A 25,936-nucleotide genomic window follows, 5' to 3' on the forward strand; every position below is an offset into this window, starting at 1 on the left:
TAAATCAGCATGAGATATAATAAAATAAGGCATTGTTATAAAAATAATCATTTTTAAACCTATTTAATTATACAAATTATAGACTAGTGATATTACTCTTATCGGTAAATAGAGTAAAAACTCTATTTAAATTATAACAAGATAATTATATTAACTAACATATAGTTTCGACATAAGTATAAGGATATAAAATGAAAAAGGAATTTCTTGCACTTAGCACGCTCGTATTATTGGGATTATCAAGTGCCACTCAAGCAAAACAAGCCATCTGTGTTTTTGACTTATTAGGCAAAGCCGGTGAGTCCTATAAAATGATGGAAGAATGGGCTTTGGCAGCCAAAAACTGGAATACAGATGTCCAATTGATTTCTTACCAAAGTGAAGAACTTGCCGATAAAGATTTTAAAAGTGGCAAGTGTGATGCGGTTTATATCACCACCATGCGTGCACGCCAATACAATAAATTTGCAGGTTCAATTGATGCACTTGGGGGGATTCCAAATAACGCCATTGCTTTAAAGGCGATTACCTTCGTACTGGATAAACGTAATGTAAAACGTTTAAAAACAACCATCGATGGTGAAGAAATAGAAATTGGCGGCATTGGTCAAATTGGCCCAGCCTATATTTTTGTTAATGATCGGGCTATTAATACCATTGAAAAAGGTCGTGGTAAAAAATTTGCGGTACTGTCTTATGATAAAGCACAAATTGCGATGGTTGAACGTGTAGGGGCGATTCCTGTTCCTTCAGATATCTCTAATTTTGTGAAAAAATTTAATACAGGAGAAGTGCCTATGGTCGGTGCTCCTGCTTATGCATTTAAACCCTTGGAAATGGAGAAAGGTCTAGGTACAAAAGGTGCTTTGATGAATTTTCCAGTATTAAACGTCACTGCTGACCTCGTGTATAGATCACAAAAGTTCCCTGCTGCATTTGGCAACGAATCTAGAGCATGGTTTATCAAACAACTACCACGTCAATTCAATATGATTAAGCGCTTGGAAGAAAGTATTCCTGCAAAATACCGTATGAATTTGAGTAAAGCAGATACAGAAAAATATCAAAAACTGTTACGTGACGGACGCATGGATTTAACCAAACAAGGTGTCTACGACCCAACCATGATGTCTGTATTAAAAAGAGCGCGTTGTACTGTAGACCGTACTAACTTTGAATGTTCATTATCAGGTGAGTAAAAGATTGGGCAGTATTCATTTAAAATAATAAAAATCAGACAATAAAGGCATCCATTATATTGTCTGATTTTTAAATTTATAACTTATTAATTAGCAGATTCATCTACAACATACGGCGCTTCAGTCGCTTGCGTAGGCTGTGTTTGTTGCATACTTGCATCACTTTGCGCAGCAGCACCCTGTTGAATGGGTTCGACTATTGAGGATTGTTGAGCATCCGTACTTGTCGGTGCGACTTGTGTAGTTGTAGGTGATTGTGTTGACTCCGTTGAAGTACATGCTGTATTTAATACTGCAACACCTGCCAATAATCCAAAAATAAGACCTGACTTATTCATCATATATTCCTTTTCACTCGAATTTAAAAAATAAAAAATAACGGCAACGTCGTCACTGTCGCCGTGTTGCCTATCATTTCTCATTTTTTCGTATACTTCGTTAGAGCTTGGTAAGACTTTTAATGGGTTGCGGTATAAGTTCTGCAATGTTTTATTAAATCAAAGTATTATTTTTACCAAACTGAATAAACGGCCTATTTATATGATATTCATTCATTTTTTAAAATTATATTGAGATTAATTTGCTCATGATTATGAAATGAAAAATATATTTATCTCTAGCAAAACTCACATTATTTACATTGTAAGCAGTGTTTTAGACACAAAATTTTATCTGAGAAGATGGGTTAAACCATCAAAGTACATTTAGAATAATAATAAATAACAATGTTCGGATCTAAGACTTATCATCGCTCAATTGTATTTTTATACAGTCTCTATTCAATACAACTAACACTTAAACCTTGAAAAAAACATATATCAAACTTATAAAATGACTGCCCTTTTTCCAAGATATTCCGTAGCAGAAAATACTATTTTTTATATTTTCGTATTTCAGATTTTTATTCGTTGATCTACCGAAAAGCCAAGTCTTTTGTCCAAATATCAACTTTATTCAATAAATCACAGTAGAAATCAGTAATTTTTTCTAAATAAGCACTGCAATGGCTTGAATTTTAGCGACTCGCCCATACTTCTTAAGTATTCATGAATTAAACAATCATGGCAGTTCAGTGCTAACGCAGTGAATCTGACGCCGAAAAGGACTGTACATGTTTAAGAACCCATTTAAACGGAGTAAATCAATGGCGACTGAGCAAAACCAAGACGCTCAAGATCTTCAAAACGAGCAAGCCGAACAGCAAACTCAGGCTGAAACAGAGCAAGCTGAAGTGACCGTTGAAGATTTACAAGCTCAAATTCAAAAACTCGAAGAAAGCCTAAAACTTGAAAAAGCACGTACTGCAAATGCAGTTTATGAAGCGCAGAAAAGTGTAGAACGTATTCAACGCGAATCTGAAAAGCATAAAGATATTGTGCTCGAAAAATTTGCCAAAGAATTACTAGATTCTGTCGATAATCTTGAGCGTGCAATTCAAGCTGCGGGTGAAGAAGAAACGCCTGTTCTTGAAGGTGTAAAACTCACTTTGAAATCGCTATTGGCTGCTTTAGAGAAATTTGGTGTAGTCGAAGCAGATACAACCAATGGTTTCAATGCTGAACTTCATCAAGCTGTGGGTATCGATCCAAATGCAGCAGCGAACCAAATTGGTACTGTTTTGCAAAAAGGTTATAGCTTAAATGGTCGTCTACTACGACCTGCAATGGTGTTGGTCGGTGCATAAGCACCATCCATAAACACTCTATATTCGAGAGTTTTTCAAATATTTTCTTGATTTTTCTTAAATGATGACTTGAAAAATTTTGAATGGCTCTCATATCGGATAACAAGAAAATCACTTTTAATTTCTCTTTTTCAAAATGGGGAATTAAAAGGTTCAAAAGAATTGAGAGGAATAGATTCATGGCTAAAATTATCGGTATTGACTTAGGTACAACTAACTCATGCGTAGCAGTACTTGAAGGCGATAAAGTTAAAGTAATTGAAAACGCTGAAGGTACACGTACAACTCCATCTATTGTTGCGTACAAAGATGGTGAAATTTTGGTTGGTCAATCTGCGAAACGTCAAGCAGTGACTAACCCTAAAAATACATTGTATGCAATCAAACGTTTAATTGGTCGTAAATACCAAGACCAAGCGGTTCAAAAAGACATCGGTCTTGTACCGTACAAAATCATCAAAGCAGACAATGGTGATGCTTGGGTTGAAGTAAACGATAAGAAACTGGCACCACAACAAATTTCAGCTGAAATCTTGAAAAAGATGAAAAAAACAGCTGAAGATTATTTAGGTGAAACAGTAACAGAAGCGGTTATTACCGTTCCTGCTTATTTCAATGATGCTCAACGTCAAGCAACTAAAGATGCGGGTAAAATCGCTGGTTTAGAAGTTAAACGTATCATCAACGAACCAACTGCTGCTGCACTTGCGTTCGGTATGGACAAAAAAGAAGGCGATCGTAAAATCGCGGTTTATGACTTAGGTGGTGGTACTTTTGACGTATCAATCATTGAAATCGCAGACCTAGATGGCGATCAACAGATCGAAGTATTATCGACCAATGGTGATACATTCCTTGGTGGTGAAGACTTTGATAATGCATTGATTGAATACCTTGTTGAAGAGTTCAAAAAAGAACAAAACTTCAACTTGAAACAAGATCCACTTGCATTACAACGTTTGAAAGAAGCAGCTGAAAAAGCAAAAATTGAGCTTTCTTCTTCGAATGCAACTGAAATTAATCTTCCGTACATCACGGCAGATGCGACTGGTCCTAAACACTTAGTGATCAACGTAACGCGTGCGAAACTTGAAGGTTTAGTTGCCGATTTAGTTGCTCGTACGATTGAGCCTTGCCGTATTGCGCTTAAAGATGCAGGTCTTTCGACTTCTGACATCTCTGACGTAATCTTGGTAGGTGGTCAGTCACGTATGCCAATGGTTCAACAGAAAGTACAGGAATTCTTTGGTAAAGAACCGCGTAAAGATGTGAACCCTGACGAAGCTGTTGCAATGGGTGCTGCAATTCAAGGTGCGGTATTGTCTGGTGACAAAACTGACGTACTTTTACTTGATGTGACTCCATTGACACTTGGTATTGAAACAATGGGCGGTGTGTTAACTGCGATCATTGAGAAAAATACGACGATTCCTGCGAAGAAATCTCAAGTATTCTCAACTGCTGCTGACAACCAACCTGCTGTAGACATTTCTGTGTTCCAAGGTGAACGTAAAATGGCTCAGCAAAACAAATTGTTAGGTAACTTCCAATTGGGCGACATTCCACCTGCGCCACGTGGTGTGCCACAAATTGAAGTATCTTTCGACATCAACGCTGATGGTATTTTAAAAGTATCAGCTAAAGATAAGAGCACTGGTAAAGAGCAATCGATCCAGATTAAAGCAAACTCAGGTTTGTCTGATGCTGAAATCGAAGCAATGATTAAAGATGCTGAAGCGAATGCTGAAGAAGATCGTAAATTTGAAGAACTTGCGAAAGCACGTAACGAAGCTGATGCTTTAGTTTCTAGCTCGCAAAAAGCAGTGAAAGATCTTGGTGAACAAGTGACTGCTGATGAAAAAACTGCGATTGAAACTGCAGTAACTGAGCTTGAAGCTTCAACTAAAGAAAATGATGTTGACGTGATTAAAGCAAAAACTGAAGCTTTACAAAACATCATCATGCCGATCTCTCAGCGTGCTTATGAAGCTGCTCAAGGTCAAGGCGGAGCTGAAGGTTTCGATCCTAGCCAGTTCGGTGGTGATGCAGGTCAACAACAGCAAAAATCTGATGATGGCGTTGTAGATGCAGAGTTCACTGAAGTTAAAGATGACAAAAAATAATTTGTCGCTTTAACCAAACTCGAAAGAGAAAAAACCGCGCGAAAGCGCGGTTTTTTTATGGACGAAATTTATTCTAGCCGTATAATCAAAAGAAAATGGGCTTCAAAATGAAAAATATTCCTGCGGTTTCCTTGACTGTCTATTACACGCTGATCATTGCACAATTTGTATTGCCCATTATTGCTGCAAGCATTGATATGTATAGTACAGCGCCTGAATTAGAACTACTCGATAAAGTGCTATATCAAGACCCGAAAACGTGGGAATTGAGCCTCATGTCTATTGTCCTCTTAAGCTTATTGGTGATTGTAATTGGGCTATGCTTCAAAAAAGAATGGGCAAGAAAAGCATACCTTTATACTTTTTTCCCAATATATCTGATTTATTTCATGCCTTATATGCATTGGATTTATATGAGTAGCTATGCTGCAATTTTTAATGACCTTGCATTCGTTTGCTCAGGCATATTATTGATGATTTTAGTGACACCTTCACTATATCAACCCTTATTCCAAGATTAAATAAAATCTATATCCACATGAAATTATTTAAAAAATAGCAATGGATGAATAGGTTTTTTAGTATTGTTACATTTATTTTGTACTTTATGGATGGTTAGATTCAGCTCAAATATCACCAAATCATCTGTTTAAATAGCCATTTATTTAGATACGACAATAATTATGTGATTAACCATTTGTGATTGTTTAAATTTCAGATAAATTATCGATAACAAAAATTATTTTCAAATCAACCATGCGCTTTTGGATTCTATTCACCCTCATTGTTTTTACTGCATATTTTGCGATACAACGCACGATGTATCCACAGTTGAATCACAATTCCGTAGTGGATCGAATCTCTCATCCTTTAGATACACGGTTACGTTATCGTATTGGTGAAGTAGATCCGCGTTTTAATCTCAGTAAAGAACAAGTACAAAACTTGGCACAACAAGCTGCCGATATTTGGCATGTCGGTACAATGAAAAGCTTGTTTGTGTATGACCCCAATGCGCAGTTAAGTATTAATTTAATCTATGACCAGCGCCAAGCTGAATCTACAACGCGAAACCAAGAAATGCGTATTCTGGAAAATACCCAACAATATACACAAAGTGAAAAACAGAAAATTCAACAGCTTAATGCTGAATTAGACACAGCAAACCGTGAACTAGATATACAAAAATCTAATTATCAAAATAAAGTAGATCAATTCAATCAACTGGTGAATAATTTAAACCAAACGCAGCAAAACCTAAATGCTTCGGCTAGGTTAGAACTAGATCAACAAAAAAATCAATTGGTGATAGAACAAGCTCAATTAAAACAGCAGCTCGATGACTACAATCAAAAAGTGTATTCGCTCAACCAACAAGTGAATCAATTAAATGCTGTGAATCAGCAATTCAACCAATCTGTTGATCAATTTAATCATCGCTTCCAACCACGCCAATTTGATAAAGGCGTATTTGATGGGAAAATGATACAGGTTTATGAATTTGAATCGGATGATGATCTACGTGTTACGATTGCCCATGAACTTGGGCATGCTTTAGGTTTAGACCATAATACAGACCCAAAAGCCTTAATGTTCCCGACAATGAAAGAGCAGAATTTACAAAATTTTCATTTAACCGCTGCGGATTTAGCCATGTTAAATTCAAACAATAGATAAACAGAATATTACTGTTTTTATTTTAAATTAAACCCATAATTTATTTATGTATTTAATTTTTTTAACTCATTTCTATTGAAAATCATGTTATTGTTCTTCTGTAAAATAACGCAATTAAGGGGATTCCAATGAGCTATTATCATATTCTTTTAGAAGTAAATGATCATATCAGCACGATTGAACAGACTCGTGATATTGCAATCTTCGATATTACAGAACTACAGCCTTATCTCAATGCTGTTCTATTGCCCTATTTCAATGAGCATATGATTGAACTTGAAGATGAAAACATTGAATTTAAAGATGTCTTACACCTTGAAATTAAACAGACTTTATTACCTATTCAACACCTGATTGAAGAAGAACAAAAACAACTACCTAGCGATACAGATGTGACCATTACGGCTTATGAAATTTTTAATGATCGTGATCATACACAGGATGTTACAACCGTTATTTTAGATGTATTAGAAGCGGTTAAACTTGATCAATCTGCAATTGAATAAATTCTGAGAAAATAGAAAAGGTCTGTGTGAGTAATGGCTGGCGCAGACCTTTTTAATTGCTGAATAACAGCATCATGATCCTGTTGCGGAAAATTCAGCTATATCGGTTCATGTTCTACATGCACCCATACATTTTTATTATATCTAAAGTACTTCTATAAAAATCATGAATTAAATTATTGATCGCAATATATTAAGACCTGATCATACACTTGTGCAGAAAGCGTAAATCTAATTTTTTCAAAACTAGACAGCATATTTAAAAGCTTATGAATAGATTGTTAGTGGTTTCCAGTTTCTATAGCGACTTTACTCAATCGTCTGATTAAAATCTCATTATTCATTATGGTTACATGGCTACCTTCTACAATATCTATTTCATCATAAAGAAAAAACTCGAACTGAAGTCGAGCTTTTTCTATCCAAAATTCAAAAATCTCAAATTTACTGCATTAGATTTTTCGCATGATCATTTCTAAATACTTTTAAAATCTGTTGTCCTGCGCGTCCTGTTGGGCTCAGACCTAATTTAATTTGCTCTTGCTGAATAGCAACCCGAGATTTATCCCCAATCAAGCCATCTGCATCGCCAATCGCATAGCCTTTCTTCAATAAATAATTCTGAATTTCACGGCGTTCTGCTCGAGATGTACCTGCATCATTGGTTGGCCATGCAGTGACAATCGCGCCTTTTCCTTGCATACGATCGGACAAGTGAGCAATTGCCAACGCATAGCTTTCAGCTGCGTTATAGCTATAAATCGCATCAAAATTTTTAAATACAAGAAATGCAGGGCCATTTGCACCTGCTGGCGTCATCAGACCTGCTTGAGAGTTTTCAGATAAATTACCTTGAATAATTGGTGTTCCATCGATACGAGTAAAACCACGATTTACCCATGAGCTCAAGGATTTTTTATTACGACGACTTTCACCACCAACAGATGCACTTTCTGGAATATTGACTTCAAAACCCCATGGCATTCCTGTTTGCCAACCGCGTTTTTTCAAAAAGTTCGCAGTCGATGCTAAAGCATCCGATGTACTAGAAACCAAATCACGGCGACCATCGCCATCAAAATCGACAGCAAGTTCTTCATAAGTGGATGGCATAAATTGGGTATGCCCAAAAGCTCCAGCCCATGAACCTTTGAGCTGCTCTTCTCTTAAATCACCACGTTGTAAAATACGCATGGTGGCAAAAAACTCACCACGGAAATAGCTTTGACGGCGTCCTTCACAACTCAAGGTTCCCAACGCTTGTAATAATGGATATTTTCCAGAAATATCACCAAAATTACTTTCTACCCCCCAAACAGCAACAACAGTTTCCGCAGGAACACCGTAAGCCGCTGAAACACGATTTAAAACATCACGATGCTGAGCGAGCATTTGGCGACCCTTTTCAACACGTTCATCATCCACTAAAGCGGATAGATAATCCCAAATGGGTGTAGAAAATTCAGGTTGATAATTTAATTTATCAATCACAGAATAATCAGGCGTCAAATTTTGTGTATATTGATCATATATTGATCCACTAACACCCGTAGAAATTGCTTGTGAGCGTAAATTGGCAATACAACTTTGAAAATTAGAATTGGGAGAAAATGTAGGATTCGATATTTTTGTCATTGTAGCGCCTGCCGAGGATTGACCGTTTAGAATCAATTCAGCATTAGAGTTAGACATAGCCAGTAAAGCAGATCCACAAAATAATGATAAATAACGCATAATATCCACAAGATCGTTTTAAATTTAAATTATGTAACTACCTTAACAGCCTGTGAATAAAATGACAGATGTAAAAACGTAAACTTTGAATTCATTGTTCTATTTTAAATTCATAATCCCAACGGAACGATTTTTAAATTTAAAAAAGTTACCCACAAAACATCAATACTTATATTTTGAATTCAAATTTAAACCGGATACTTATTATATAGCTCTACCTTTTAAATTCAAAACCACAATAAATATCACTAAACCTTTTATTTTTATCCACAATTCCTACCAATAAGTGAAGCTTAAAAAACTTACCCACAGAGTTGATTTTTAAATTCAAAGCTTAGGAATTTTTAAATTTAAAGTTTTGAATTTAAAATATCAGATCCTCTATCACCAAAAATAAATGTGGATAACTTTTATGTTTTTTAATTATAATTTTTAAATTTAAAGATTCTACATAAACTTTGAATTCATTTTATTTTAGACTTTTAGCGTCTTTCTTTCCTTTTTATTTGTATATTTTTATAACAATTATTGCTTTAATATTTAATTTAATCTGTGTAAATGTCGATGATTGATAGTTTCTGTGATCCATAAAATTAGCGAAAGCCATCATACAGAACTCAAAACAATAAAAAAGCGGTCAATATGCTGACCGCTTTCTTTACCAACAATATTGCATTTAGATGCTCATATCTTCGCTTAATGCCAATGGATTCGGCAAAATTTTCGCCAATTGACGGCATAACGCAGTCAATTCAGTAGAATCATTCGGCATTAACGTAATGTGACCAATCTTACGACCTTCACGTTCTGTCTTATTATAAAGGTGTAAATGTGCACCTGTTAAAGCCAAAACATCTTCAGATTTAGGATGCTGCCCGATGATATTCACCATCACCGTTGGACGAACCACTTCTGTAGAACCCAATGGTAAACCTGCCACTGCACGGACGTGATTTTCAAACTGTGAACAGATTGCACCTTCAATAGACCAATGCCCAGAGTTATGCACACGTGGTGCCATCTCATTGGCATATAAGCCTTTTTCGGTTACGAACAATTCAAGCGTCAACACACCAACATAGTTTAAATGATTCAATAATCGGGTGATGTAATCTTGTGCCACAGGCTGCAAATCTGTGCTGTTTGGCGCAGGAACAATCGAATGCGAAAGAATGCCGTTATGGTGATGGTTTTCTGCCAATGGCCATGTTTTCACATCACCATCGATACCACGTACTGCAATAATGGATACTTCACGCGAAAAAGTCACAAAACTTTCTGCAATCAATTCACCCGCAGGAGCAAGTTCTGTCCAAGCCTGATCGATCTGATCGACTGAACGCAACACGAACTGACCTTTACCATCATAACCACCACGGGAAGTTTTTAGTACGATAGGTAAACCCAGTTGCTCAACTGATGCTTTTAATTCATCAAGCGAAGTAACAGCTTTATACGGCGCAACAGGAATATCCAGCTCATCAAACAAGGCTTTTTCAGACAGGCGATGCTGTGCAATTGCCAATGCCTGACGTGGCGGATGTAAATCTTTTTGCTTAGTCAATACATCTACATCAAGCAGTGGAGTATTTTCAAACTCAAGGCTGAATACATCTGCGCTTGCAATGAAATCCTGCAAACTATTTTCAGTTTTGTTTAAAAATACTTGACCTAGTATTGCCGATGGACAATCTGCAGTGGCTTCAAAGAAAGTACATTGAATATTTAACGGTAGCGCTGCTTGCGCCATCATACGGCCTAGCTGACCACCACCAAAAATACCGATGGTTTTATTCATAAGGTGTGTCCCGTTTTAGCCTGACTTTAGATTTGACCTGGAATATTTTTACTTGCAACTTTATCGGTTTGCGCCGCACGGAAATCTGCAACATTTTTTGCAATTTCAGGACGTGTAAGACCTAGAATCTGAGCTGCCATAATCGCTGCATTGGTCGCACCAGCAGGACCAATTGCCAAAGTACCCACAGCAATACCTGCTGGCATTTGTACAATTGAAAGCAATGAATCTACGCCATTTAAAATAGACGATTTCACTGGAACACCCAGTACAGGTAAATCAGTTTTTGCCGCACACATACCTGGTAAATGCGCTGCACCACCTGCACCTGCAATAATCACCTGAATACCACGTTCACGTGCTGTTTCAGCGTATTCGAATAAACGATCTGGCGTACGATGTGCAGAAACGACTTCAGCTTCAAAAGGGACACCAAGCTGTTTTAGCATATTGGCAGTGTTTTCGAGAGTCGCCCAATCTGATTGAGAACCCATGATAATTCCAACTAGAGGAGCGTCTTGTACAGCGGCCGCATTCATTGCAAATATTCCGTAAACGAAGTAGGAAGGCTTAAATCCTGAAGAGATCAGGGTTTAATGAATAAGAGCTCGCTATTATAGACTGATTTTTCATCTCTATAAAATTTTACAGATGATACAACGTGATATTTTCATTATTTTTTAAAAAAATCTGCCTGATACAGGTTTACTGACTTCTAAAAACAAAAAACACACAGCCCATTAAACAAAAGCCTGCCCATAAATAATCGAGTTTAAAGGGTTGTTTAAACAAGAAAATCATAAAAGGAACAAAAACCAGTAAAGTCACGACTTCTTGCGTGATTTTCATCTGTCCCAATGACCAACCATGTTGATCGAGCATACGCGTTGCAGGAATCATGAAACTATATTCGAGTAGGGCAACCACCCATCCAAAAAGTATCGCTTGCCACAATGGCGCACCATGTAAAAACTTGAGATGCCCATACCAAGCGAGCGTCATAAAACAATTAGAGATTATGAGTAATAGAAGGGGAAGGGAAATGCTCATGATCAAACTCTGCTGTTAATTTTCCAAGTGATACATATATTGGATGTTTGCTTGAAATAATGGTTGTTGGTCAACATGCTCTAAAATAAATTCAATGCAAGCTTGCTCTTCACCGCTTATTTGGAGAAATCCTGCATAAATATTTACGGTATACCAACCATTCTCCAAATTGATTTTTACCGTCTTCAATTGTTCAATTTTATCTAGAGTGAATACTGTAAATTTCTTTAAATAAGGCATCGTAAACAGTCTAATTTGTTTATGTTTAACTTGAAGTACATATCCACTTTGACAATGAATCAAACGATGCTGTTGAGCCGTGAATTCAGATTTTTCATTTTCTGTTTTAACTAAAATAGTGTATGGCAAATTATCAATGCCAGCTAAAGCGATCATTACGCCTTGTTGAACGACATCATCACCTGATTGGTTTGTTGTAAATTCATGAATTAAATCATCAGACAAATGCTGTTCGCTTTTATACGCCAATAAATTATTGAGGTCACTCAATAAAAAGTAATCCATCAAGTCATTCAAGACTTCTTTAAATATGAAAGATGCCATAAATTTATTCTTAAATTGAAAAGTTATTTCTAACTAATTTTTACTATCTTTTCAATCTAACCCTTGCTATCGTTGCTTTCAAATCGAATTAACCACGACACCACAACAATAAAGTGATGTGTCTATAAAAGCAGTGGAGTTAGAACGAATGCATCTGCATATTTTGGGTATTTGTGGCACCTTTATGGGTTCATTGGCGTTATTGGCGCGTGATTTAGGACATAAGGTGACAGGTTCAGATGCGAATGTGTATCCACCTATGTCCACCCAGTTGGAAAATGCAGGCATTACTTTAATGCAAGGCTACGACCGCAGCCATTTACAACCACATCCAGATTTAGTCATCGTGGGTAATGCCATGAAACGTGGCATCGATGCTGTGGAATATATGCTGAATGAAGGTCTACCGTATATTTCAGGTCCTCAGTTCCTTGCAGATCACGTATTACAAGGCAAACATGTCCTCGGTGTTGCAGGTACACATGGTAAAACCACCACCACGACTATGCTCGCATGGGTACTTGATCAGGCAGGTTTAAATCCAGGCTTTCTGATTGGTGGTGTACCTTTAGGTTTCAGTGAAAGCGCACGTTTAGGCGGTGGTCAATACTTCTGTGTAGAAGCAGATGAATACGATTCTGCATTCTTCGACAAACGCTCTAAGTTCGTGCATTACCATCCTAAAACTACGATTTTAAATAATTTAGAATTTGACCATGCCGATATTTTTGATGATCTTGCAGCCATTCAAAAACAATTCCACCACTTAGTCCGTACCATTCCAAGTGAAGGTCGTATTATTGCGCCAATTACAGAAACCAATATTGATGAAGTATTAGAAATGGGCTGTTGGACACCTGTCATTCGCACATCTTTAGATGCCAATGACACAGCTCAAGTCTATGCAGAGCAACTTTCTGCCGATGGCTCACATTTTAAAGTGCTACAACACGGCGTAATTAAAGGCACTGTTCAATGGAATATGACAGGGCAACACAGTGTGGCAAATGCTTTGGCAACGATTGTAGCAGCTGAACATGTCGGTGTATCCATTGAAACTGCGTGTGAAGCATTGTCAAACTTTGGCGGTGTAAAACGCCGCATGGAATTGCTTGGCACTGTAAATGGCATAGAGGTTTATGATGACTTTGCACATCACCCAACTGCGATTGATACCACACTTGAAGGCGCGCGTAAGCGTTTAGCTGAACGTAAGTTATGGGCAATTATTGAGCCTCGTTCCAATACCATGCGTATGGGTTCGCATAAAGATGGTTTAGCTCATTCTGCGCGTTTGGCAGATGAAGTCATTTGGTATCAACCAGAAGGTCTGGACTGGGATTTACAACCTGTGATTGATGCTGCACCGAATAAAGCTGTGATTGCCCGTACTTTGGATGACATTATTAATACTGTAGTGGCAAAAGCAGGTGAGGGTGATGCTGTGGTGATTATGTCCAATGGTGGTTTTGGTGGATTGCATCAGAAATTGATTACAGCACTTAATGCGAAGTAAGTCATTTTAGATAATAAAAAAACCTGCTTAGTACAGGTTTTTTTATTGGTCAAAATCCATCATATTTTAATTATTGAATTTTTTATTCAGATGACAACACCATATTTTGATCAAAATCCTTCAACTTTATCCAACCTTCAACCAAATTATCTTCTTCATCGGCATCATGATTTTTATTGGCATACATGACATATAACCATTCTTGTTGTGCTTTGTCTTTGTAATTTGAATATGCAATCACCTGATCATTTTGAATCATAAATTGATCACCCATTTTACAAATTTCTTGTGGCGCAGAATAGAAATAAACCCTTTGTTTAGATTTAACAATCAATGCTAAACGAGGCTCAATTTCATGTTGATATTTATACGTTTGTAAATTAGATTCAAAACAAGTAGCTGCAAAACTGGACGATGAATTGATCAACAATAAAAACATGATTATGGTTTTTTTAAGCATATATAACTGACTGACTTTTTTTAAATTGTATGATGTTAACCTTAACTATTTTAGGTTATTGATTATTTTATTTAAAAGACTTAAAAAATTATTTTTAGGCAGCAATATCTGCAAAACTTTTCTCACGGCGAAACATGACTTCGACATATGAACAGGTCGGAACAATTTTTAACTGCTTTTCACGTGCAAAATCAACCAAAGTATCCAATAACTGACGTGCTACACCTTGCCCACGTAATGAGTCATCTACCCACGTATGATTAGCGATAATTTTATCCTCACCATTCCAAATATAACTGATCTCGGCGATACGTTTGCCTAAATCATCATCCAAATAAAATTCACCGTTTTGGGCGTTGTCCACGTGCTGAAATTGCATGATTAATCTCATTCATTTTAAAAATTTTATGATGAACTCACTGTAGCAAAGCCCATCATCAAATCACAACTCAGCACCTACTAAAGCATGAACACACTGAATCAAAATTAGGTAAATAACACATCACGGATTTTATAATCTTTCTCAAAAGCAGCCTTAGCAAAAGGGCATAAAGGAATAATCAAGACATTCTTTTCACGGGCAAATTCAACTATATTGTTCAATAATTTGTGACCGACACCTTCACCGCGTAATTCATCGCTCACAACAGTATGGTCAATAATAAATTTATCTTCCCCTGCCCATGTATACGTCATTTCTGCTAAATGATAACCATCTTCACCAATATAAAACTCGCCTTTTGCACCATCATCTTTATGTTTGATTTCTAACATTTTTCTTTACTCTCAGCATATAAGCAAACCCAAAATGCCACAAACACCCTTTAGATATTGTTAATTTTTGTCTGACAGTTTAAATTTTCGCTCAATAATTATTGCTTAACAAGTCATTCAAATCAGCCTAAAATTTAATGCTAGTTTCTTAAATTACTGACCATGTCATCTCTATCTCCTCAATCTGCAACGCTACAACCATCACCCAGTGAAACGCAGCAATGGATCAGCGTTATTAGTCTGGCTTTTGCTGCTTTTATTTTTAATACCACCGAATTTATTCCCGTCGCATTACTCAGCGACATCGGTCAAAGCTTTACCATGCCTGCAACCGATGTCGGTATCATGATCACCATCTACGCATGGGTGGTTGCACCTGTATCTTTGCCAATGATGTTGCTAACCAAAAATATCGAACGGCGCTTTTTACTCATTGCGCTGTTTATTGTTTTTGTGGTTAGCCACGCACTGTCTTATTTTGCATGGAGTTTTGATGTTCTTTTGGCAAGCCGTATCGGCATTGCATTTGCTCATGCATTATTTTGGTCAATTACAGCATCTTTGGCAGTGCGTGTTGCACCGAAAGGCAAAGGATTCCAAGCACTTGGTTTACTCGCTACAGGTACAGCATTGGCAATGGTACTCGGCATTCCATTTGGACGAATGATTGGTGAAGCTTACGGATGGCGTAATACCTTTGCTTTAATCGCAGCGGGTGCAGCAATGATCTGTGTGATTTTAGCCAAAACATTGCCACGATTACCGAGTGTCAACTCAGGATCACTGAGTAGTTTAAAAGTGTTAATCAAGCGCCCAAGCCTGATGATTGTATTTGCGCTCACCGTCATTGTAATTACTGCTCAATTTACCGCTTATAGCTACATTGAACCTTTTGCGCTGAATATTGCCCATTTCAGTTCATCTCAAACCACAACATTATTGTTAATTTACGGCGCAGCAGGCTTTTTAGGGTCTTATTTATTTGGAAAATTCGGTACGAAATATCCTAAAGTAGCGATTCCATTAAGCTGTACAATTTTAGCCATTTCGATGTTATTGCTGATGCCATTATCCACCAGTTTTGTCAGTTTCAGCATTCTCAGTTTATTCTGGGGCATGGCTATTATCTGTTTCAGTTTAGCGCAGCAGGCCAAAACACTCAGTCTCGCTTCAGATGCCACCGATGTCTCTATGGCAATCTATTCGGGGTTATACAATGTCGGTATTGGAGGTGGCGCATTGCTTGGTGGTCTAGTCACAATGGGTTATGGACTCAACTCTATTGGTGTGACAGGCGGTATCCTTGCCGTATTGGGAACATTTGTAGCTTTAATTTTAGTTCAACGCCAAGATTTTATCCCATCAGCCAAAGGCTGAATAATAAATAGCCTTAATATTTGCTCTTTAATGGTTTTTGTGCGATTCTTAAACCATCTTAAGAAAGAACATTCATTTCTTAAAACAAATTCGTTGAACAAGGGGAGTAGCCTCCTATCAGAATATCGTCATTACGCTTTGAAAAAAGCCGGTATCTGAGCATTATCAATATAAGATAATGTGGGCAAGACCTTGATCATGTTGATACAGATGTTTATTCATCTGGCAACAGGTCAAGGTTTTTTTATGCCTGCTTGCCAGATCTGGAGATATTTTATGGAATCCATTGGTAACCCTTGGTTATACCTCGCATTCTTTGCCATTGTGGCAGTTATGCTCATCATCGACTTTTTGGGTTTTAAACAAAAAGAAGGTCAAGACGTTAAAATTAGAACTGCTGCCTACTGGAGCCTTGCATGGGTTTCTGTAGCCATGCTTTTTGCTGGCGGTTTATGGCTTTACTTACAACAGACTGCTGGTGTTGCAATTGCAAATACCAAAACAATGGAATATATCGCAGGTTATCTCTTAGAGAAATCCTTAGCGATTGATAACGTATTTGTTTGGTTAATGATCTTCGCTGCATTTGCCATTCCACCTGCTTTACAACGTAAAATTCTGCTTTATGGCGTACTCGGCGCAATTGTACTGCGTACCATCTTCATCTTTATTGGCGCATGGTTCGTACAAGAATTTTCATGGATTCTCTATATTTTCGGTGCGTTCCTTGTTTATACAGGCTTTAAATTCCTAAAAGGGCAAGACGAAGAAGACGCGAATATTGAAGATATGGCGATTTTAAAATGGTTACGTAAACATATGCGTATCACGCCAAATCTTGAAGAGGGGAAGTTCTTTGTTCGTCAAAATGGTCTGTTATGGGCGACCCCTTTATTTTTAGTGCTCATTTTAGTTGAAGCTTCAGACGTAATTTTCGCCGTGGATTCTATTCCTGCAATTTTTGCGGTGACCAGTGATCCGTTCATTGTATTAACTGCAAACTTAATGGCGATTTTAGGTTTACGTGCAATGTTCTTCTTATTGGCAGGTGCAGCATCTAAAATGCATTACTTGCCTTATGGTCTAGGCATCATACTTGTGTTCATTGGTTTTAAAATGTTAATACTTGATGTATTCCACATGCCAATTTGGATCTCTTTAGGCTTTATTATTATTACCTTAGCAATCACTGCTTGGTTGTCTATTCGTCACAATAATAAACATGACGAAACGACTTTATAATTGAGTGATGAATTGACCTTCACATAAAACCGAAAGCCTTCCAATTGGAAGGCTTTTTTATATCTGCTAGAACTAAAAATGTCTGTATAAAGGGTCAATATTCATTCAATCATTCACTTTGATCTAAACCATTAAAATAATGTTTTTAGAAAAACTGAGTGATTTAATCAGGCTTCAATTAAAACGTGATTTTAATCCAGTGTTTGTACACCACCACCATTGACAAATAAGACCTGTCCGCTGACCCATTTTGATATTGGTGCCGCAAAATATAAGACAGCTCCTGCAATATCATCTGCTTCTCCTAAACGTTGTAATGGAGTATGAGACAACATTCGTTTCTCTATTTCAGGCGTTAACACTGAAGCTAAAGCATCCGTACGAATAGCTCCTGGTGCGACAGCATTAATGCGTATTTCAGGGCCATAATCAAAGGCTAAATTAGCCGTCATATGATTAATCGCGGCTTTAGATGATGCATATGCACTAATTGCAGGACTTTTATTAATTGAACTCATCGAAGAAATATTAATGATAGAACCTAAACCAGCTTGCTTCATATAAGGTGCGCATAGCTGAGATAAACGCCAACCACTAAAAACATTGAGTTGAAAAGTACGGGCAAACTGTTCAACGCTAAAATGTTCTGGGCTTTCTCTACCTGCACCACCACCACCCGCATTATTCACTAAAATATTAATTTTATGATACTGATTGACCGTCATTTCAACTAAACGAACCAGATCTTCATCCTTCAATACATTGCATTCTATCGCTATAGCCTGATCGCCTTGGGCTTTTATTTCACCAGCAACTTTTTGTGCTGCATCTAATTTTAAATCTGCAACAACGACACTTGCGCCATGCTGTGCTAATAATTTACAAGTCGCTGCGCCAATACCATTGCCACCTCCTGTTACAATTGCAACATAATTATCTAAGTTTAATAACGATGAATATGCTTTCATATGCAACACCTTTTGATGGGTTTTTATTCAGTCTATCCGCTAAAATTAAATTAATATTCATAAAAAATGTAACTTAAATAATCTGTTAAGTTAAATAAATGGAAAATAGAATTTACTCAATATTTATCATTTTTATTCAAAATATTGACTAACTTTTACCTAATAAAGAAAAAGACCCAAGTTGAAAATTGGACTTTTTACAACGAGTTGATCCGTATTTGTTAATGAACATGCCCCATCATTGACCTCATTTACTTGTTCAAAAATCTTATTTAAACGGATGAGTTAATAGAGACACCCACATTAAAGAATGCTTTAGGTAACGAATGACTAGTAGCACACAAAGCATCCATGCCACTGTGGTTACAAACATCGTTAATCTGACAATAATTCAGACCATTTTGCATAATTCAGCTACAATCAACTGAAAAAAGTATAAATCATAGGTTTTACATGACTTCTGTTACCCAGAAAATGGCGATTCGTGGTCGCTTTCTCGATATTCAAAACACTGTCTCCCAAGCTGCTCAAATTCCAGAGCATACTCGTTATATCGAAGATGGTTTGCTCATTTCTGAAAATGGAAAAATCACTTGGTTTGGTTCATGGTTAGAAGGACAGACGCAACTCACAGACAATATTCAAGTGAATCATTATCCTGAGCAGCTCATTGTTCCAGGCTTTATTGACACCCATATCCATTTCCCACAAACAGAAATGGTCGGTGCTTATGGTGAACAATTATTGGAATGGTTAAATACCTATACTTTTCCAACTGAAATGCAATTTGCTGATAAAAGCTATGCGGACAAAATTGCACAGTTTTTTGTGAATGAATTACTCAGAAATGGTACGACCACGGCGTTGGTATTCTGTACGGTACATCCTCAATCTGTAGATGCTTTATTTGAAGCCGCAGAACAGCTACAAATGCGCCTCATTGCAGGCAAAGTAATGATGGATCGTCATGCACCTGAAGCCCTGACAGATACGGCTCAGAGTGCCTATAATGACTCTAAAGCATTGATTGAAAAATGGCATGGCAAAGGGCGTAACCTGTATGCCATTACACCACGATTTGCGCCCACCTCAACACCTGAACAACTGCAGAAAGCAGGGCAGTTAAAAGCCGAATATCCAGATGTCTATGTGCATACACATTTGAGTGAAAATAAAAATGAAATTGCATGGGTAAAAGAATTATACCCAGAGCAAAATGGCTATTTGGATGTCTATCATCATTATGGTTTAACAGGGCAACGTTCTGTTTTTGCGCATTGCGTACATTTGGAAGATCATGAATGGGATTGCATGCACGATACAAATTCTGCAATTGCTTTCTGCCCAACCTCTAACTTATTTCTAGGCAGCGGTTTGTTTCCATTAAATAAAACGTGGGAAAAACAGGTCAAAGTAGGTTTAGGAACAGACATTGGCGCAGGCACATCCTTCTGTCATTTACAGACATTAAATGAAGCGTATAAAGTCCAACAATTACAGGGGGATAAACTCTCTGCATTTGAATCGCTGTATCACGCAACGATTGGTGGTGCAAAAGCCTTAGATCTAGATGATAAATTGGGCAATTTTAATATTGGAAAAGAAGCCGATTTTATCGTGTTGAATCTGAAAGCCACAGCTTTACAACAATTGCGTCAAGAGCGTACTAAAAATATTGAAGATGCCCTTTTTGCTTTATTCACGATGGGGGATGATCGCAATATTCAAGCCACCTATATTTATGGGAATAAAGTCTATGAGCAGACCCTCTGAATCAAACCCAAAGCCTAAAAAATCAAAGAAAAAACTGATTTTGATGGGCACTGTATTTGTGGTTTGTGCATTACTATTAAAACGTGATGCACATTAAAATAGAGACCTTTTACATTTTCTAATGTCAAAAAAGATGCATCTTGGTCTGATATGTTTTAAAATTGATTTAACTTTATAGGTGTTGCTCGTCAACACCTTTTTTAATTTGTGAAATTTGATATTTTAGTTTTAGGTATTTCCCATGACTGTTGAAATGAAAGTGATGATTTCTGCGGAAGAAATTCATGCAAAAGTTCAAGAACTTGGTAAAAAAATTGACGCGCATTATGCCAATAGCGACAAAGAGCTGGTATTAATCGGTTTATTACGAGGTTCAGTCATTTTTATGGCAGATTTATGCCGTGCAATTCGCAAAGAACATGAGCTCGATTTCATGACGGTATCGAGCTATGGCGGCGGAATAACATCTACACGTGATGTCAAAATCTTAAAAGATTTAGATGGCGAAATTCATGGTAAAGATGTCTTAATTATTGAAGATATTATCGACTCTGGAAACACGTTAAGCAAAGTTTTAGAAATTTTAAGCACACGCCAACCGAATTCAATTGAATTATGTACTTTAATCAGCAAGCCTTCGCGCCGTGAAATTGACTTAGATGTAAAATTTTTAGGTTTTGAAGTTGAAGATAAATTTATTGTCGGCTATGGCTTAGACTACGATCAAAAATATCGTCATATTCCTTTTATTGGTGAAATTGGTTTGTAAGCCAAAAATGCCGAAAGACTGTAATATTTTTTAAGCGACTTCGGTCGCTTTTTTAATGCACAAAAATGCAACAACTTGTAGCAAAGAGATGCTTTAACTCAGAATAAAAATATTGAAATATAAGATAGATTTAATGCCTTAAATGCTAGATAAGATAAGAACAAGGAGAGAGAATATGATGTCACTTATAGGTGCAATCATTATTGGTTTTTTTGCAGGTTTAATTGCACGTGCAATTCACCCAGGTAATGATAAATCAGGCTTCATAGTAACAGTTGCACTGGGGATCGTTGGCTCATTGGTTGCGACCTACGGCGGACAATTACTCGGCTTGTATCCAAAAGGTGCATCCGCAGGATTTATCGCATCTGTGATTGGTGCAATTATCGTTTTGTTTATTTACAACATGATCGCTAAAAGAGTTTAATTCTAAATCCAATGTTCAAATATTTTAAAAGCACCGGAGTTCGGTGCTTTTTTATATGCTTGAGATTAGCACTTTATATTTCTGTCACATCTATAAACCAAACTGTTGCCAAATTTTCTCAATTTCTGCGGCAGGGTAGGCACCCATGACCTTATAACCATTCGAGAAAATAATTGCTGGTGTACCGTGTAAACCTAATTTTTTTCCTAATTCTAAATTACGCTCAATGGGTGTTTCACAATTGGCTGCTGCTGTTGGCTTGACTCCATTTTGAATCAAACTTTTCCAAGCATAATCTTTATTTGCAGAACACCACACTTGCTTGGAAGCAATAATCGATTGGGTTTTAATTGGATAAATAAAAGTATAAATCGTGACATCATTGAGCTGTGCTAGATTCCCTTCAAGAGTCTTGCAATATGGGCAATTTGGGTCAGAAAAAATGGCAAGCTGTCGCTTACCATTCCCCCTTACGGACTTAACTGCATCATTTAAAGGCAGACTTTTAAAATCTACAGTGTTTTGTTTTAAGGCTAAATCTTTGGTTAAATTTTTCTGATCTTTTAAACGAATCATCGAGCCAATAAATAAATGTTGCGCCTCTTCATTTACATAAATAACTTGGTTTTCTAAAGTACCACTATATAAACCAACCATTTCGGTAGTTTGTAAATTATCAATTTTGACATTCGGATATTGTTGCGCCAATTTGCTTTTTACCGTTTCAATATTCGCAAAACTAGTACTACAAAATGCTAGACTTAAACTTAAAATAAAGAATTGTTTTAACATATAGACATAAAAGTAAAAAAATAATCTAATCTATTAAAGCACAATTTATCAATATACTTGTTTAAAAACTGTTGTTGCGCTATGCGTTTCACGTGGAACTAAATTCAACATCAAACCACTTCATTAACGACTTTAAATACAAAATCAGCCATTTTTGCATCTCATTATATTATTTTAATTTCCTTAAATTTTTATTGACCCTAGATTGTATAAGTTTTAATCTAATCAATATATCTAAAATCTCCTATGTCTAACCTATGATCATCAGGTTTGACATTTCTTGTTTTGCAAAACCATCTTCGAATACAGCTTATTTCTATGAATCTGCAATCATGGCGTCCATTTATTTTGGTAAGCCTTGCCTTGTGCATTGGAACAATTGGTACGGCTCTCGCCAGTCCTTTATATCCAATTTACCAACAGCTTTGGCAGCTACTCCCTAGCCATATTACCTATATTTTTGTAGCGTATATGTTTGGCTGTTTGACCACGCTTTTATTTTTAGGACGCAGCAGTAATAGTTTTGGTTTCATTCGTACCCTACAAACAGGACTCTTCTTTGCTGTAATTGGATTAACACTTTCTGTTTTTGCATCAAACAGTTATTTTTTAGGTTTTGGACGATTTATTATTGGTATTGCATCAGGTCTGATTAGCACTTCTGCAATGTTAGGTCTAATTTATACCATTCCAGACTCTCATAAACAGAATGCGGCTCAACTCAGTTCGATTATTACTGTTTTGGGTTTCGGTTTAGGCCCTTTTATTGGTGGCGCAATTGCACAATTTTCTGATGATCCATTAATCACTCCTTATTTACCTGTGATCGCTGCTGCCATTTTGAGTTTACTCAGTTTATTTAGCATTAAATCTTTAAATTTTGACAGACAACCTTTCTCCGTTGCACCTCATTTAGAGCTTCCAGAGATACAATTTAAAAAACTATTTTATATCGCCAGTTTTACTGCATTTTGTGCATTTGGTTCGTTCAGTTTATTTGCTTCTTTAGCACCATCTTTTATCAAAAATATCATTCCTTGGCATGGACCTTTGATCAGTGGTGCAACGATTGCTAGTATTTTACTGGTTTCAGCATTGGTTCAATTTATTGCTAAATCGATAGATATGTACAAAGCATTGAATTTAGGATTAATTTTATTAATTTCTAGCTATGTGATTTTATCCATCTGTATGATCATGCACTGGAGTGCTCTATTTTTTATTAGTGTCATTTGTGTGGGAATGGGGCACGGTTTAAGTCTACTCGGCGCATTTGCATTGGTACATCACATGACCAATATAGAAAATCGCGCAGCAGTTATTTCCACCTATTTGTTTATTGCTTATTTTGGCACAATTGTACCGATTATCGTCGCAGGATATTTATCTGATCATTTTGGTTTAATGGCAGGTGTTCTAGGTTTCTGCGTAGGTGTGGGAATATTGTGTATTTATTTATTGATAAATCACTTAAAAATAAAATATGCTTAAATAAAAAATGTAGGAGCTAAACTCCTACATTTTCTGAAAATACATGACTGACCAAAACACATAATTGATCAGAATTAATTACTTAATAATTTCAATTTTAACCACTTCAACATCTGTCGGTTTATAGCGATGCGTATCGACTTCACCCATGACTTTCACTTTAGTGCCTACTTTTAAATGCTTTGCATTGGCGATATCATCATCAACTTCAATACCAATTTTTCCTGAAGCATCTTGTAGCTCATAATGTTCATGCTTAATTTGACGGACAATCGTTCCCGTTAATGTCACTGCAGTTTCATCTTTTGCTTTAGCCGCTTGAGCAGCCGTCACTTGATGCTTTGCAGCAGCATCAATAATACGTTGGTCATCATCATGACCAGCCCACACATTCGCAGTCGCAGCCATTAAAATTGCAGAAACAACGAGAGGATATTTTTTCATAATTTGCTCACCTAATTTTACTTATATGACTTAAGTATTTAGATTAAACAGACCAATAAGCAATGTAAAATCATTTTACAAAACAATAACTTTTCTATAGAAAAAGCTGACAAATATCAGCTTTAGAATAACGACTTAATGCAACAAATCTTTTACTTTCCAATACAAAACGATCCAAAAATCACACCTAGAAGATCGTCTGCACTAAAGTCACCAGTAATTTCACCCAAAGCATTTTGTGCTAAACGTAATGACTCAGCCACCAATTCACCTGCTTGGTACACCACAAGTTGCTCATGTGCTTCTGCAAGATACTGTTGAGTACGCTTCATTGCATCTAAATGGCGTGTACGTGCAATAAAGGTATCTTCTTCAGGTTGGAAGCCTGCATGCGCTGTAATCGCTTCTATAAGCGCTTGTACACCCATTTCTTGTTTCGCAGAAACGGTGATATGTCTAAATCCCGTAAACTCGCTTAATTCAATTTTTTGATCCGTCAAATCACACTTATTACCAATCAACATTAAACGTTTAGGTTCAATGTGGTCTGCAAAATAGTGCTTTGCAAGCTCTAAAGGATTTTCTCCTTGGCTTAAGTCATAAACCAACAATAATAAATCGGCTTGTTCAATTTCCTTAATGGCGCGACGGATGCCTTCTTTTTCCACCACATCACCTGTTTCACGCAAACCTGCGGTATCTGTCAGAGTGATAGGTAAACCATTTAAAGTAATTTTTTCATGTAAAACATCACGTGTCGTTCCCGCAATATCCGTCACAATCGCACGATCATTTCCTGCTAAAGCATTCAATAATGATGACTTGCCCGCATTAGGCTTTCCTGCAATCACAACTTGCAAACCTTCACGCAGTAATTGTCCTTGGCGTGCAGATTGTTGAACAGCTGTTACAGAGGCTTGAACACCTTCAAGTAAATTCAGAATTTTGCCATCTGCCAAAAAATCGATTTCTTCTTCTGGAAAATCAATTGCTGCTTCCACATGCAAACGCAGATGAATTAATTCTGCTAATACCGTATTTACTTTGTTTGAAAATGCACCTTGCAATGAACGTACAGCCGAACGTGCCGCGGCTTGAGATGTGGCATCAATCAAATCGGCAATCGCTTCGGCTTGAACCAAATCCATCTTGCCATTCTCAAAGGCTCGCATGGAAAATTCACCCGCTTTAGCAGCGATTGCACCTAATTCCAACAAACGTGCAAGCAAAGCATTTTGAATAACAGGGCCACCATGTCCTTGTAACTCGACAACATCTTCGCCTGTAAATGAGTGAGGATTTGGAAAACAAATCGCCAAACCTTCATCCATCACTTCGCCTTTTTCATCAAAAAACTGACGAAAACCTGCAAAACGTGCTTGAGGTAGATCTTTTTGAGTCAAGGTTTGTGCAATTGCATAAGCTTTTGGACCAGATAAACGAATCACTCCTACACCACCACGTCCAGGTGGCGTCGCAATTGCTGCAATCGTGGTTTGGTTTACAGTGTTGGTCATCTAAATCTACTCAAATTTTGACAATAAAAAAATCCGCCTAAGATTAGCATC

The 25,936-nt window shown here is 37.0% G+C and carries 26 protein-coding genes; 13 read left to right on the plus strand and 13 right to left on the minus strand.

The window, feature by feature from the left end:
- The first annotated feature begins 191 nt into the window (after positions 1 to 191).
- Positions 192 to 1,199 (plus strand): putative solute-binding protein, encoded by a 1,008-nt coding sequence (locus ACG94X_RS09360; RefSeq protein WP_419383459.1) that lies wholly within the window; start codon positions 192 to 194, stop codon positions 1,197 to 1,199.
- A gap of 86 nt (positions 1,200 to 1,285) precedes the next feature.
- Here the strand turns inward: ACG94X_RS09360 and ACG94X_RS09365 are convergent, their stop codons facing one another.
- Positions 1,286 to 1,537 (minus strand): hypothetical protein, encoded by a 252-nt coding sequence (locus ACG94X_RS09365; protein WP_419383460.1) that lies wholly within the window; start codon positions 1,535 to 1,537, stop codon positions 1,286 to 1,288.
- Positions 1,538 to 2,343: 806 nt separating this feature from the next.
- Here ACG94X_RS09365 and grpE point away from each other — a divergent pair.
- The 5 genes from grpE (at position 2,344) to ACG94X_RS09390 (ending at position 7,189) form a co-directional block, all read left to right on the plus strand.
- Positions 2,344 to 2,883, plus strand: coding sequence for a nucleotide exchange factor GrpE (grpE, locus tag ACG94X_RS09370; RefSeq protein WP_419383502.1), 540 nt, complete (start codon positions 2,344 to 2,346; stop codon positions 2,881 to 2,883).
- A gap of 179 nt (positions 2,884 to 3,062) precedes the next feature.
- Complete coding sequence (dnaK, locus tag ACG94X_RS09375) at positions 3,063 to 5,006, plus strand: molecular chaperone DnaK (RefSeq protein WP_419383461.1); 1,944 nt, start codon at positions 3,063 to 3,065, stop codon at positions 5,004 to 5,006.
- Between the two features lie 107 nt (positions 5,007 to 5,113).
- Positions 5,114 to 5,527 carry a hypothetical protein gene (locus ACG94X_RS09380; RefSeq protein ID WP_419383462.1) on the plus strand — a complete coding sequence of 138 codons (414 nt, stop codon included), beginning with the start codon at positions 5,114 to 5,116 and terminating at the stop codon, positions 5,525 to 5,527.
- A gap of 235 nt (positions 5,528 to 5,762) precedes the next feature.
- Positions 5,763 to 6,683: a matrixin family metalloprotease gene (locus ACG94X_RS09385; RefSeq protein WP_419383463.1), complete on the plus strand. Its 921-nt coding sequence runs from the start codon at positions 5,763 to 5,765 to the stop codon at positions 6,681 to 6,683.
- Between the two features lie 128 nt (positions 6,684 to 6,811).
- Positions 6,812 to 7,189, plus strand: coding sequence for a hypothetical protein (locus ACG94X_RS09390; protein ID WP_419383464.1), 378 nt, complete (start codon positions 6,812 to 6,814; stop codon positions 7,187 to 7,189).
- 444 nt (positions 7,190 to 7,633) lie between these two features.
- Here the strand turns inward: ACG94X_RS09390 and ACG94X_RS09395 are convergent, their stop codons facing one another.
- The 5 genes from ACG94X_RS09395 to ACG94X_RS09415 all read right to left on the minus strand — a co-directional run bounded on the left by ACG94X_RS09395 (position 7,634) and on the right by ACG94X_RS09415 (position 12,335).
- Positions 7,634 to 8,923: a lytic murein transglycosylase gene (locus ACG94X_RS09395; protein ID WP_419383465.1), complete on the minus strand. Its 1,290-nt coding sequence runs from the start codon at positions 8,921 to 8,923 to the stop codon at positions 7,634 to 7,636.
- Between the two features lie 676 nt (positions 8,924 to 9,599).
- Positions 9,600 to 10,721, minus strand: coding sequence for a 5-(carboxyamino)imidazole ribonucleotide synthase (locus ACG94X_RS09400; RefSeq protein ID WP_419383466.1), 1,122 nt, complete (start codon positions 10,719 to 10,721; stop codon positions 9,600 to 9,602).
- A 26-nt stretch (positions 10,722 to 10,747) separates the two neighbouring features.
- Positions 10,748 to 11,260, minus strand: coding sequence for a 5-(carboxyamino)imidazole ribonucleotide mutase (purE, locus tag ACG94X_RS09405; protein ID WP_419383467.1), 513 nt, complete (start codon positions 11,258 to 11,260; stop codon positions 10,748 to 10,750).
- Positions 11,261 to 11,426: 166 nt separating this feature from the next.
- Positions 11,427 to 11,771: a DMT family protein gene (locus tag ACG94X_RS09410; RefSeq protein WP_419383468.1), complete on the minus strand. Its 345-nt coding sequence runs from the start codon at positions 11,769 to 11,771 to the stop codon at positions 11,427 to 11,429.
- Between the two features lie 15 nt (positions 11,772 to 11,786).
- A complete protein-coding gene (locus ACG94X_RS09415) occupies positions 11,787 to 12,335 on the minus strand; it encodes a hypothetical protein (protein WP_419383469.1) in 549 nt (182 codons plus the stop codon).
- A gap of 148 nt (positions 12,336 to 12,483) precedes the next feature.
- Here ACG94X_RS09415 and mpl point away from each other — a divergent pair, with 148 nt between their 5' ends.
- Positions 12,484 to 13,851, plus strand: coding sequence for a UDP-N-acetylmuramate:L-alanyl-gamma-D-glutamyl-meso-diaminopimelate ligase (mpl, locus tag ACG94X_RS09420; protein WP_419383470.1), 1,368 nt, complete (start codon positions 12,484 to 12,486; stop codon positions 13,849 to 13,851).
- An 82-nt stretch (positions 13,852 to 13,933) separates the two neighbouring features.
- Here mpl and ACG94X_RS09425 read toward each other — a convergent pair whose 3' ends face one another.
- From ACG94X_RS09425 to ACG94X_RS09435, 3 genes are all read right to left on the minus strand, one after another.
- The gene (locus tag ACG94X_RS09425) at positions 13,934 to 14,311 is read right to left on the minus strand and encodes a hypothetical protein (protein WP_419383471.1); all 378 of its coding nucleotides are present in this window, start codon (positions 14,309 to 14,311) and stop codon (positions 13,934 to 13,936) included.
- 94 nt (positions 14,312 to 14,405) lie between these two features.
- Entirely contained in the window at positions 14,406 to 14,690 is a 285-nt protein-coding gene (locus ACG94X_RS09430; protein WP_419383472.1) for a GNAT family N-acetyltransferase, read from the minus strand.
- A gap of 107 nt (positions 14,691 to 14,797) precedes the next feature.
- On the minus strand, positions 14,798 to 15,085 hold the full coding sequence (locus ACG94X_RS09435; RefSeq protein WP_419383473.1) for a GNAT family N-acetyltransferase: 288 nt from the start codon (positions 15,083 to 15,085) through the stop codon (positions 14,798 to 14,800).
- A gap of 162 nt (positions 15,086 to 15,247) precedes the next feature.
- On the opposite strand from ACG94X_RS09435, the gene ACG94X_RS09440 reads away from it, so the two are divergent.
- Positions 15,248 to 16,462, plus strand: a complete 1,215-nt coding sequence (locus ACG94X_RS09440) for a sugar transporter (RefSeq protein ID WP_419383474.1) — start codon at positions 15,248 to 15,250, stop codon at positions 16,460 to 16,462.
- A gap of 276 nt (positions 16,463 to 16,738) precedes the next feature.
- Complete coding sequence (locus ACG94X_RS09445; protein ID WP_419383503.1) at positions 16,739 to 17,704, plus strand: TerC family protein; 966 nt, start codon at positions 16,739 to 16,741, stop codon at positions 17,702 to 17,704.
- 191 nt (positions 17,705 to 17,895) lie between these two features.
- On the opposite strand, the gene ACG94X_RS09450 is transcribed toward ACG94X_RS09445, so the two are convergent.
- A complete protein-coding gene (locus ACG94X_RS09450) occupies positions 17,896 to 18,672 on the minus strand; it encodes a glucose 1-dehydrogenase (RefSeq protein WP_419383475.1) in 777 nt (258 codons plus the stop codon).
- A gap of 453 nt (positions 18,673 to 19,125) precedes the next feature.
- Here ACG94X_RS09450 and guaD point away from each other — a divergent pair, with 453 nt between their 5' ends.
- From guaD to ACG94X_RS09465, 3 genes are all read left to right on the plus strand, one after another.
- Entirely contained in the window at positions 19,126 to 20,445 is a 1,320-nt protein-coding gene (gene guaD / locus ACG94X_RS09455) for a guanine deaminase (RefSeq protein ID WP_419383476.1), read from the plus strand.
- 241 nt (positions 20,446 to 20,686) lie between these two features.
- Positions 20,687 to 21,214 (plus strand): hypoxanthine phosphoribosyltransferase, encoded by a 528-nt coding sequence (gene hpt / locus ACG94X_RS09460; protein WP_419383477.1) that lies wholly within the window; start codon positions 20,687 to 20,689, stop codon positions 21,212 to 21,214.
- Positions 21,215 to 21,389: 175 nt separating this feature from the next.
- On the plus strand, positions 21,390 to 21,641 hold the full coding sequence (locus ACG94X_RS09465) for a GlsB/YeaQ/YmgE family stress response membrane protein (protein WP_419383478.1): 252 nt from the start codon (positions 21,390 to 21,392) through the stop codon (positions 21,639 to 21,641).
- Positions 21,642 to 21,731: 90 nt separating this feature from the next.
- Here the strand turns inward: ACG94X_RS09465 and ACG94X_RS09470 are convergent, their stop codons facing one another.
- Entirely contained in the window at positions 21,732 to 22,433 is a 702-nt protein-coding gene (locus ACG94X_RS09470; RefSeq protein ID WP_419383479.1) for a DsbC family protein, read from the minus strand.
- Positions 22,434 to 22,751: 318 nt separating this feature from the next.
- On the opposite strand from ACG94X_RS09470, the gene ACG94X_RS09475 reads away from it, so the two are divergent.
- On the plus strand, positions 22,752 to 23,924 hold the full coding sequence (locus ACG94X_RS09475; RefSeq protein WP_419383480.1) for an MFS transporter: 1,173 nt from the start codon (positions 22,752 to 22,754) through the stop codon (positions 23,922 to 23,924).
- A 78-nt stretch (positions 23,925 to 24,002) separates the two neighbouring features.
- Here the strand turns inward: ACG94X_RS09475 and ACG94X_RS09480 are convergent, their stop codons facing one another.
- Both ACG94X_RS09480 and mnmE read right to left on the minus strand, forming a co-directional pair.
- Positions 24,003 to 24,368 carry a NirD/YgiW/YdeI family stress tolerance protein gene (locus tag ACG94X_RS09480; protein ID WP_419383481.1) on the minus strand — a complete coding sequence of 122 codons (366 nt, stop codon included), beginning with the start codon at positions 24,366 to 24,368 and terminating at the stop codon, positions 24,003 to 24,005.
- Between the two features lie 152 nt (positions 24,369 to 24,520).
- Positions 24,521 to 25,885, minus strand: coding sequence for a tRNA uridine-5-carboxymethylaminomethyl(34) synthesis GTPase MnmE (mnmE, locus tag ACG94X_RS09485; RefSeq protein ID WP_419383482.1), 1,365 nt, complete (start codon positions 25,883 to 25,885; stop codon positions 24,521 to 24,523).
- Between the last annotated feature and the right edge of the window lie 51 nt (positions 25,886 to 25,936).

Source organism: Acinetobacter psychrotolerans, from assembly GCF_048552595.1.
Taxonomy (GTDB): domain Bacteria; phylum Pseudomonadota; class Gammaproteobacteria; order Pseudomonadales; family Moraxellaceae; genus Acinetobacter.